The 10,498-nt window shown below is 51.2% G+C and carries 7 protein-coding genes; all 7 read right to left on the reverse strand.

The features are described 5' to 3' along the window. Positions 1-151: 151 nt before the first annotated feature. Positions 152-631, reverse strand: a complete 480-nt coding sequence (gene ispF / locus BLU99_RS05195) for a 2-C-methyl-D-erythritol 2,4-cyclodiphosphate synthase (RefSeq protein WP_091900131.1) — start codon at positions 629-631, stop codon at positions 152-154. Between the two features lie 20 nt (positions 632-651). Beyond that, entirely contained in the window at positions 652-1,839 is a 1,188-nt protein-coding gene (gene porV, locus BLU99_RS05200) for a type IX secretion system outer membrane channel protein PorV (RefSeq protein WP_143065741.1), read from the reverse strand. A gap of 24 nt (positions 1,840-1,863) precedes the next feature. After that, positions 1,864-5,451 carry a type IX secretion system sortase PorU gene (gene porU / locus BLU99_RS05205; protein ID WP_176771052.1) on the reverse strand — a complete coding sequence of 1,196 codons (3,588 nt, stop codon included), beginning with the start codon at positions 5,449-5,451 and terminating at the stop codon, positions 1,864-1,866. A gap of 53 nt (positions 5,452-5,504) precedes the next feature. Then, positions 5,505-8,072, reverse strand: coding sequence for a carboxypeptidase-like regulatory domain-containing protein (locus BLU99_RS05210; protein ID WP_091900132.1), 2,568 nt, complete (start codon positions 8,070-8,072; stop codon positions 5,505-5,507). A 16-nt stretch (positions 8,073-8,088) separates the two neighbouring features. Next, positions 8,089-8,859 carry a GLPGLI family protein gene (locus BLU99_RS05215; RefSeq protein WP_091900133.1) on the reverse strand — a complete coding sequence of 257 codons (771 nt, stop codon included), beginning with the start codon at positions 8,857-8,859 and terminating at the stop codon, positions 8,089-8,091. A 92-nt stretch (positions 8,860-8,951) separates the two neighbouring features. Next, entirely contained in the window at positions 8,952-9,104 is a 153-nt protein-coding gene (locus BLU99_RS12145; protein ID WP_144006091.1) for a bacteriocin, read from the reverse strand. A gap of 289 nt (positions 9,105-9,393) precedes the next feature. Next, positions 9,394-10,392 (reverse strand): outer membrane beta-barrel protein, encoded by a 999-nt coding sequence (locus BLU99_RS05220; RefSeq protein ID WP_091900134.1) that lies wholly within the window; start codon positions 10,390-10,392, stop codon positions 9,394-9,396. Positions 10,393-10,498 lie beyond the last annotated feature (106 nt).

Raw genomic sequence — 10,498 nt, forward strand, 5'->3', positions numbered from 1 at the left:
AGTAACCAACGGCAAAGTTAAACATTTTTTTTATATTACAAATATATTTTATCTTTTTTTTTCAAAAGCACAAAAAAAATATCGGCAATAAGCATTGCCGATATACCTATAATATAAATAATGTGCAGCCCACGCGCCTCGAGACAGATACCTATGTTCTCTCTATCAGCACAACGGCATAGGCCGAGATTCCCTCCTCACGACCCGTAAAACCAAGCTTCTCGGTAGTGGTCGCCTTGATGGAGATATCATCCTCATCGCAACCACATATCTGCGCCATACATGCCTTCATCTGAGGGATATAAGGGTTCATCTTCGGGCGCTCTGCACAGATGGTCGCATCGATATTACCCAAACGGTACCCTTTCGTAGCAATCAGGTCGATGGTTTTCTTCAGGATCACCTTACTGTCCATACCATCGGTCTCGGCGGCGGTATCAGGGAAGTGGTAACCGATGTCGCGCATGTTGGCAGCACCGAGCAGAGCGTCGCAGACGGCATGCAGCAGCACGTCGGCATCGCTATGGCCCAACAATCCCTTACTATGCTCAATCTTGATGCCACCCATCCAGAGGTCGCGGCCTTCCACTAACTGATGGACGTCGTAGCCCATTCCAACTCTTATTTTCATATTATCTTTTGTTTTTATTGTTACCTTCTGAACAGATCCTTGATTCCATCCATGTCGAAGGCGAGGGTAAACCGCAAGGTCTGGTCGAGCGGGTTACTACGCGCCGTCGAGATGACATAGCCCACATCGAGCGAGAAGACATTCATCCGGAAACCGCCACCGACGGTGAAATACTTCAGGTTACCCTTCGACTCCGCCTGATGGTGATAACCCGCACGAAGCGAGAACTGGTCGTGATACACATACTCGGCACCGAGGCTCCACTGCACCTCGTCCAGCTCCTCCTTGAAGCCACCGGGAGCATCGGAGAAGCTCTTGAACATACCACTGAAGGCACTCACATCACTATATTCCCTGCGTACCCGATCCTGATAGTCGCTGTTCGACTCGCCCTCCTCCTGTCGGGGAACAGTAGGCACCATCAGCTTATTGACATCAGCAGAGATAGAGAAGCGGTTATACGCATCGACGGGAATCATCAGTGAGGCACCCAACCGCATGTTAGCTGGCAGGAACTGACTCTCCTCATCACCGTAATAGGAAATCTTACTACCGATATTCGACAAGTTCAGTCCCACTCCAAGCTGACACTCTCTGCTGCCCAGCATCACATAGTTATTATAGTACATCGCCAGGTCGGCGGCAAAGGCCGAGGCCGGCTTTGAGTCCTCACTATAGTCATAGCGCAGATCGCTGTATATCCAGCGGAGGGCGGCAGCCAACGAGAGCTTCTCACTGAGCATCATCGAATAGGCCACATCAAGCGACATCTCATAAGGCTTGACCGTCATCCCATCATCAGCGATGACCTCACCCAACGAGAAGTAACGGAGCGAGCCCGACACAGCCGAATAGTCGCCGATACGATAGTAGCCGGCCACATAGGCCAGATCAATATCGTTGACCAACTGCCTCAGCCATGGCGTATAGTTCAGCGCTACCCCCGACCGACTGATACAGAACGGATATTTTGCAGGGTTCCAGTATTGTGAGTTTACGTCGGGATCGGTGGCTACACCCACGTCACCCATACCTGCCGCCCGTGCATCGGGGGCAATCGTCTGCGATATCACCGCATGCTCAACCGGGTTGAACATCACGTTCTTACTATCCTGTGCAGAGACCCCGAGTAGTGAGACGTGAACAAAGAACAACACGGTCACCACTCTTACTATCGTCTGTATCCTTTTTGTATTCTTATCTTTCATTGCTCATATAACGACTGATACAGTCTAATTATTGCTTAACACCATTAATTTATTAGCATACGAAGCCGTGCCGCTGCCAGCGCAGCCCACTTGGATGCGGTAGATATAGACACCCGCCTGCAGTCTACTGCCACTGGCAAGCCGCAGATCCCAGTCTACCGTATAGGTATGACCGACAGGTATGACGGTCTCACGCTGTTTCCAGAGCTGACGCCCCGCCATATCGAAGATGTCGAGTGTCACCGTTATCTCACTACCCATACGGTCGTGACTCACGACAAACGAGGTGTTCGTCGTAGCCGGGTTCTTCGTACATACGACACTGATATCACCTGGCGTCAGGTCCTTCACCACTTTGAACGCCAGTTCCGTCACCGACGAGTTTCCCACCACATCCCATGCCCGGAAGCGCAGGCGGTATGCCCCCTCATCCAATGCCGGAATACTGAAACCCACCGTACCACTACGGTAGTCGCCGAAGTCGTATGCGAAGTAGTCGTTGAGGTTATACGTCCACGACTCTCCCGTCGCCCGACCCTGTCCGTCTTGCAGTCGCTCGATCACCAGTTCCAGATCATGACCGATACTACTACCCGAGGCATTGATGCCGCTGTCGTCGTAGAGTTCCGCCACGAAGTAGGGAGTGGTATTAACACGACCGCCATTCACGAAAGTCTTGGCATTCAGATAGCAGTGGATCGACGGCCCCACCGAGTCAGTCTGCGTATCACTGCTGCCGCTGAGCACGAAACCACCATGCTCGCCATGCGCCGTCACCGTCTTATCATTGCTGATAGCATAAAGCGTCATCAGACCGCTGCCGTCGGTATAACTGATATCCGTAGGCACAGCGAAGGTAAAACGGAAGAGACCGTTTCTCACGCTGTCGGAGCCATGATAGAGTGTCCGCCTACGGTCCGTATAGACGAAAGGTTCGTCGGCACCCTCGTCAGAGCTGTCGTTCAACCGACAAGTGATCGTCTCCTCAGCATCTCTGACGACGACGGTAATCGTCCCTGACGAGTTGCAGGCAACAGTCTCTTGTCCATGGCCAGATTGGAGGTGACCGGTGACCTGGACGACAGAGCCTGCCTGTAGCTTGATGTCCTCGTCAGCGGCCTGACCGTTGATGCTGTCAATCACGACGGTCGCCGTCGGACAAGCCAGTCGCAAGGCCGGATCGCCGAGCAACGTATATTGCAGTTTGTTGGGCGACATGTCACGCCCCCGACTGACGAGCTCGCACTTTGCCAGACGAGCCGCCTCGCCGATGGTCACGCCCGGTGTCAGCACATAACCCGTGAAGGCGAGGTTCATCGCCTCGTTATAAGTGGCATAGACCGTCCGAGTGGTTCCGAAGAAGGCGATACCGCCACCCTTGCTATTGAACATCACCGTCTCGCCGATGTTCTCTTCCTGTCCATCGAAGGGCATGATATCACACGAGGCCGTCACCCATAGAGGCAACCCCTTCGATGTCGATGTCTCAAAGTCGGCCAGCTTCATCACCAGTTCATGCGACAGTGCATAGGCGGCCCCATGACCACAGTAGTTCATCATCAGGGCCCCGTCGTTCAACTGCTGTCTGATCTGTCGCGTCACATCAGGATAGGCATAGCCCGTCGACGACGAGGTACGTTGGTAGGCATCCCAGTAGATCTTCTTCACCTGATAGCCAGGGTGATCGTTGGCCACCATCGTTGCCACCTTGTCGGCGGTAGTCATATGTACGTTATTGTTTCCGTCGTCGCCCATCATACAGACAACGTTCTGCCATGCGCCGCCCTGTGCGTTGGTGGCATAAGCGATGGTCTTGTCCACAAGCACCGCCGCCTCTTCCGCGGTACGTGCCGGGAAACGGCCCACCGCCACATCAGGCTTACCCGAGTACTGTCCATTCGTCTGTCCGTCGGCGATGGTCTCCTCGTCGTCGAGCAGACAGAAGAAGTCGTCGCTCACATAACAGTTCACATGACTGAATGAGTTCTCGCTCTCGAAGCACAACAGGAAGTCGTCGAGGTCGCAGTCCGCCCAGTCCTGCGTCCGCATCCTGTTATCCCAGGCCCCATCGCCCATCAGCAACAAGTAGCGTGGCGTATCCGCTTCCGTTGCTGCCCTGTCGTAGAGCATCTTCATATAACGCCGATAGGCTGTGGCATCGGGCGTACCACTGGAGAACTCATTATACAGTTCGTCGGCGGGCACGATACGCACCCTCAGGCCATCTGTCTGTTCATGGTGTGCTTTCAGGCGTTCCGCCTGTGCCAGCAGTTTCTGCGAGGTAGGAATGATCATCACCATATCTACGGCCTCGTCGGCATGATGATCCTGGTTGGTAATCATATAGACATATTCAGGCACGGGCAGGTCAGCCGTCGCCAAGTCAACCATCGGCCGCGGCGTGTCGAGTCGCAGCGACAGATAGTCGAGTCGCAGGTCTCCACCACTCGTCTGTGTGATCTGCACCGTATTCTCTGCCTGTAAGTCATTCAGGGGGAAGTCCCAGACGTACTCTGCCGCCTCGGTATAACTGTCGAGGGCAACGGTCCGTCCGACGGTGCCCACCGCCACCCCGTTCACGGCGACAGTAGCCTCGAAGCTGCTGTTATAGGTCAGGGCAACGGACAGGGTGCCCGTCGCACCGCTGGCCGTCAACATATATGTCTGGGGGAGTCCTTTCCCGAAAAGTGTCTTGTCGAAGAGGTTCCTACCGCCATGATACCAGGCATAGTCGTCCACCTCGTAGAGTGTGTGATAGTCGGCCGCAGTTGGATAGTCGGCCACGAAGGTCTCCTCTGTCACGGTGAGGGGGGCTCCCTCATCCTCTGTCAGGAAATAATAGCCATAATCGGAATAAGGATTACGAGTGCGCACTGTGGCCATCGGCGACTCCCACGTCACAGGTCCTACGGCCCGAAACAGCCGACGACCGTTCACCATACAGGTGGGCACCTCACGCAGGTCGTCCGTCATCGTCAGATAAGCGGCAGTCAACCGCTCCGGCTGCAAGGCACCGCCATAGCCGTAGACCCTCACATGCGACAGGTCCGTGAATCCGGCCTCTCGGATCAGTGCCTCCGTCAGTTGGTAGACGCCACTCGCCGGCACCCGGATCTTCGCCCAGCGGCCCGACCGCAGAACGGAGTGACTGGCATAGCGCGAGCCTTCCATGGCTCGTGTCCGTGCCCTGTCGGCAACTACCGCCCGTGCCTTCGCCTGCACGTTCAGTTTAAAACTGACGAGTTTCTGGTATCGCCCGTCGCGGAACACCAAGGGCACAAACGACACGTCGAGCATACCTTGTTTCCGTGCCACACCCACCGTCTGACTTATCTCGGGCAGTGCCGGCAACGGCTCGTCGCTGATCTCCTGATAGCGGCGCACCTCGTTGGCACTCATGTCAATAAACTCGGGATACTCGATGCTCACGGTATAGACCGAGTCGGCATAGCCGGCCCCCAACGCCTTCTGCCAGGTATATACAGGCAACACACTGTCGATCCTGACTTGCCGGGCAGTCAGGTTCACGAACCCCTGAGCCTCAGCACACAGGCAGAGGGTCAGGAGAGCACAAACGGTCATCAGTCTCAAGGCGCTTCTCACGTTCAGCATCAAACCTTTAATACTATAACGTTCTCCGCCCTTGCTTTATTGTAAGAGCGAGCTTACAACATATAATAAAATGTAAGTAGCAATTCTCGTCCACGGATGTGGTTAACAGACGAACTACTGATCAGGTCGCTGACGGTGACATAAGAATAGACCGTGCGATTAAATATGTTTGTGAGCGAGAGAGAGAGGTCGACATGACGAGACTTATAACCGACCTTGGCGTCGGCCAGGAAGAAGTCCTTGTAGCTGTCTCGTGTGATCTCATTATGGTAGTATTCGGCTGTAATGTCGAAGGTTATTGGCTTTAAGGGTAGAGTCAGCGTCATATCATGCTTCCAGTTGTGAACGTTAGTGGCCGGCGATTGCTCCATCTTCATTCGGTTCTGCCTAAGGGTGACACCATAGCGCAGATGCATGTCCTTCCAGAATGAGAAATCAAGGCCGGCACGGGCGTTGAGCATCTGACTATTAAACTCTGTCAAGCGATCGTTTACTCCCTGTGACGCACGCTGTAGCATCGAGGCGTCGTTGTTGGTATAGATGACTCGCAGGCTGGTAACACCGTTCCAGAAGTTGAGACCTTTGCTGGCTATCAGAGTGACCTGCCATGCGTCGGACTTCGCCTCCTGTTCTGTTGCGGAAAGAATGATATAGTTGTCCAAGAACTCTCGGGTCGATGTGTAGGGCGAGGTCGAGAAGGAACGTGAGATGGTCAGGTACGAGTGCATGGCTTTTAACGCATCGCTATAAGTGATATTGCTGCGAATAGACCATGTGTGCTCATGACGATACCCCGTCCATCCCTGGTTGACATATTGGTAGTCCTGCAGGATCAGAGCATGATAGAATCGCGTCGGGTCGGGGTTTGACAGAAAGGAGGAACCGCCTAAAGAGAGTTTTAGGCGTGGCGAGGCTTTCCACTGAACCCGCAGGTCGGGAGAGAAGAGCATCTGATGATGCCCTTTGTCCTCACTATATTTCTCATAGAGATACTCCGTTGTGGGACTTAAGTCTATCTGTATGTCACGAGTCTTGTAGGTTATCTTCGGTTCAACATAGAGTCGTACCAAAGAGAAGCGGACATCGTCGGATAATAATCCGATAGTGTCAGATATGCCCGACAGATCAGACTCCAGCCGGTGATGTTCGGCATTTACCCCTGCTTTCAGCGAGAGATTGAAAACACCTATTTTAGTGGCTCCCATGGCATAGGTATCTGTATTGTACAGTTGCTGACTGATATGCTGGAGGAGCGGACTGACGGTCAGTGATTGCGGCCGGCTGATGATGCGGTTATTGGAATAGAAGGAGACAAGGCTCTGATTGTATTTACGGACGATATAGAGATTATCCTTGATGTCATATTCTGGCTTACGTGCATATTGATAGTAGTCGTATGAACCTCGTTCGTCTAACCATTGCCGACTCCACAGGAGATCGGCCGACAGGGAATTCTTCAGATACTGGCGTTCGGAATTATGTTCATATTTCACCAACGCATAAAGTTCGTTGTCTTTCCGCAGAAAATCCTTGCGGGTGTTGATCACCTTGTTGCCATCTGGTAGGAAATACTCTGTCTGCCGTTCACCCTGTGCCGACTCCCGATAGTTATTGTAGATAAACTGGACATTGATTTGTGCTGAGTCATTAAGGCGTTTCATGGCATTGGCAGTCACGGCATGGCTACGATTGAACAACGTGCGGTTTTCAGAGAGACTTGTCGTACGCGGTGAAGCCAGACTAATGTAGTCGTTCAAACCGTCAAAGTCGTCGAGGAAAAACAGATTGGTCGTTTCCTTATTGATGTTTAAACCGGTGTTATTGGTCTTATAGGTGAACATCGTCTGGAAATTGGATTTCAGGCGCAGAGCGAGTCCCTCCAGTTTCCACAAGCCTGTGTTATGACTGATGCCAGCCCCACCATTGTACGAAGTCACCCAGTGGCTCTTCGCGCCCTCCTTCATACGGATATTGACGGCCGCATCGTCGGTGAAGGTAAAGTCCTCCAGCACACGGACAGGTTGATGATTTCTCATCACCTCTACCGTGCCGACATCCACCTGTGGCAGAGAGTTGGTGGCCACACCATACTTACTGCCAAGCATGTCGAGTCCTTCAATATAGAATTTGCTGATGGGTTTACCCTCATACTTGATCTCCCCATTTTGCTTGTTTACCTCGAAGCCTGGAATATGAGCCAGCACATCACCGATGCTACGATCGTTCTGGTCGGCGAATGTGGCAATGTTATATGTGATGGTATCACCCCGCAGACGCACTTTGCTGGCCTTGACGGTGACTTCCTTCAAGGCGATAGCCTCTTCCTGCATGACGATACGCAGAAACTTCTTTGTTGCAGTAGGGTTGTTGATGCGCTGCTTCTTAAAACCGAGCATTGACACTTCCAGATAACTGTCGGCTGTGACTTCTAATGTGAACGAGCCTTTTGCGTCAGTCTTGTCGAAGCGTATCATCTTGTTCGTGTTATTGCTGCGCACCTGAATGATGGCACCTGTCAGCGGATCACCGTTCTTATCGGTGATAGTTCCCGTTATCCGCATCTGCGCCATCGCCATCAGCGGAAGGAAGCAGCATATTAAAATAATAAGGTGTCTCCTCATTGCCTTTCCTTCGGCTTCATTCTAACTCAATGTATGGTTTTGCTGAAATTACTTTATCTGAATACGGAATAGTTCTTGGACGATTCTTGTACTTCAGGAACTTTTCTCTGGTCATTTTATAATAGTTGTTCTTTCCCCAATTATAGAAGGTGACAGGATCGATGCCTTCTGTCTTGACGCTGACAGCTGTGAGCTTGATGAAATCATCATCCGCTGTAGCCTTCAGAATCAGTCCTGGTAATCCGTTTAACTTCCACGGGCCAAGGCTAACGGGAATCTCTTCCGTAAACCATACTTTCCACTCTCTCCCACGGAACTTGGTTTTTGCATAGTGGCACTCCATACCCAGGATGGTCATCGTGGAGTCTGTGTCAATAGTCCATTCTTGCGTTGGAATATCCTCCTCGTAGGTATTATAGGCACTGGCATAGTTGCTATATAAAGACAACTTGCCCGTTGTGAGGTCTTGGTATAACAGTTCCCTGTTTATGGTGCTTGACTTTAGCCGTTTGCTCCTGTCTGCACTCTTGTCATCTGTCTCCTGAAACTCCTGCCATACCATATTAAGCGTTGTTTCATTTGTGTTCAGCAGACTATCCGTTCTATTTCGATAAACACTAAAAAACTGATTAGTCGTTTTCCCCACTCTTAGAATGTAGGCATCATCATGCGCCTCTTCCCATGACTCATAACATACCTCGAGAATGGCCGGCTCTATAGTTCTGTTTTGTGCAAATACACCGGAAATGACCGTGCATACAATAACCAGCAAATAACATCTCTTCATACCACAAATACCATTAAAACATTTTTACATATAGAGCAAAGTCCTCCCGTATACCTGTTAGAGGGCATGCAAATGCATGCCCTCATGTAAGACTAACAGCACTTTTCAAAATAGTCTGCCCAAGCATCCCATTGCTCATCTGTCCATTGTGCACCATTCTGGTTTGCATTAGCAACAGCATTACCTGCGGGAGTATTTTGACCGCCTGTAATAGTTCTCAGTTCGTTCATTGATAACTGTTTCATGTTTTTAATTATTTGATTGCCTTCTTAAAGCTTCCGGCATTGCTTCTCACTGTAAGTTGTCAAGGTCTGAATATAATGTTGTCAACACAATTACACTCGACTTTCGTTGGAGCAAAGATAGGCGTTCAATTGGTAACGGCAAAATCTTTGAGTTGACAAATAGTTGACAAATCTCAGAAAAGCAGAAATGTAACAAACAGTAAAGGTTTTGAAACAAAAGAAAAAGCCGGAGCCTGCGAGGAGGCTGGAATATATCACAAAAGGGTGGCCTTTAACAAGCCACGCCCCATCAGAAGTACACACGAAGGCCGCCGATGAAATCCGCGCGCTGGATACCATAGAACTCGTCTTTCTTCAATTCGAAGCCCTCGGGTTTGTCCAGGCGCATCGACATGAAATTGACTCTTACGCCCAGTCCCACGTTCTTGGATAGCATATACTCAACACCCATATCACACTTCATCGTGGCATGCTTCTCAGTGTAAGAGTAGATGCTGTAACCAGACAACGACTCCTTATACACGCCATAGCCCACACCAAGGTTGTAGTCCCAGCGCCATCTTTCTCCACTCTTAAAGCTCAAGCCCAGACTAGGACCGACATAGAACAGGTTCAGATGATAGAGGTCATCAAACGTCGTACTGTAGTTCATCACCTCGGCGCCGACACCGAACCAGCTCCAATAGTGCATATAGCCGGCATTCACCGTGAAGCCGCCCTTATGCTCGTACTCGTCACCATCGACCACAAAGCGCGAACTGATATCACCATAGCCCAGATCTACCCTCAAGACATTCTTCGGGTTAGCCCTGGAACGCTCACGGCGGCGATTCTGTTCACGCATGAATTCCACCAGTTCGACATCGTTGTCCATCTCCGCCTTCTGTAAGGCCGTATAGGTGTCGATGGTCACCGCACTGTCGGGCACGACATACATCGTACCGTAGACACGATGGCAGGTGGACGTCCAGATGTTTGGCAGGCGGTGCTCATCCACATGCAGGGCATTGCCACCACACTCCGCCGTCTTCCTCACAGCCAAGGAGAGCATATTGCTGTACATACAGTTTTCCGTGGGAGTAAAACCAGGATCCGTCGCTTTCACCGTACCGATCTTACGCGCCCCGGCAGGTAGTGGCTCATTCTGTTCATACACGATCACCGAGTCGACCTGCCGCGCAGGCAACGACTCTATCAGGTTCACGGTCACCTTGGGCGAACAACTGGCCAGCATTACAGCCACCAGTACAAACAATAACGACAGTTTCTTCATAATTTCTTTATTCATTCTTTGATGGTTGACAAGTACAAAGGTACCACTTTTTCTTGAATTATCCGCATCATCGCAGACTTTTCTGTTTCAGAATCACGGGGACAGATTCTTGGAAAATACC

The organism is Prevotella sp. lc2012 (genome assembly GCF_900107065.1).
GTDB lineage: Bacteria > Bacteroidota > Bacteroidia > Bacteroidales > Bacteroidaceae > Prevotella.

Bases quoted from the DNA above. Each gene is read 5' to 3' on its own strand.
- ispF (WP_091900131.1), bottom strand. From the start codon at position 631: ATGAAAATAAGAGTTGGAATGGGCTACGACGTCCATCAGTTAGTGGAA.
- porV (WP_143065741.1), bottom strand. From the start codon at position 1,839: ATGAAAGATAAGAATACAAAAAGGATACAGACGATAGTAAGAGTGGTG.
- porU (WP_176771052.1), bottom strand. From the start codon at position 5,451: ATGCTGAACGTGAGAAGCGCCTTGAGACTGATGACCGTTTGTGCTCTC.
- BLU99_RS05210 (WP_091900132.1), bottom strand. From the start codon at position 8,072: ATGAGGAGACACCTTATTATTTTAATATGCTGCTTCCTTCCGCTGATG.
- BLU99_RS05215 (WP_091900133.1), bottom strand. From the start codon at position 8,859: ATGAAGAGATGTTATTTGCTGGTTATTGTATGCACGGTCATTTCCGGT.
- BLU99_RS12145 (WP_144006091.1), bottom strand. From the start codon at position 9,104: ATGAAACAGTTATCAATGAACGAACTGAGAACTATTACAGGCGGTCAA.
- BLU99_RS05220 (WP_091900134.1), bottom strand. From the start codon at position 10,392: ATGAATAAAGAAATTATGAAGAAACTGTCGTTATTGTTTGTACTGGTG.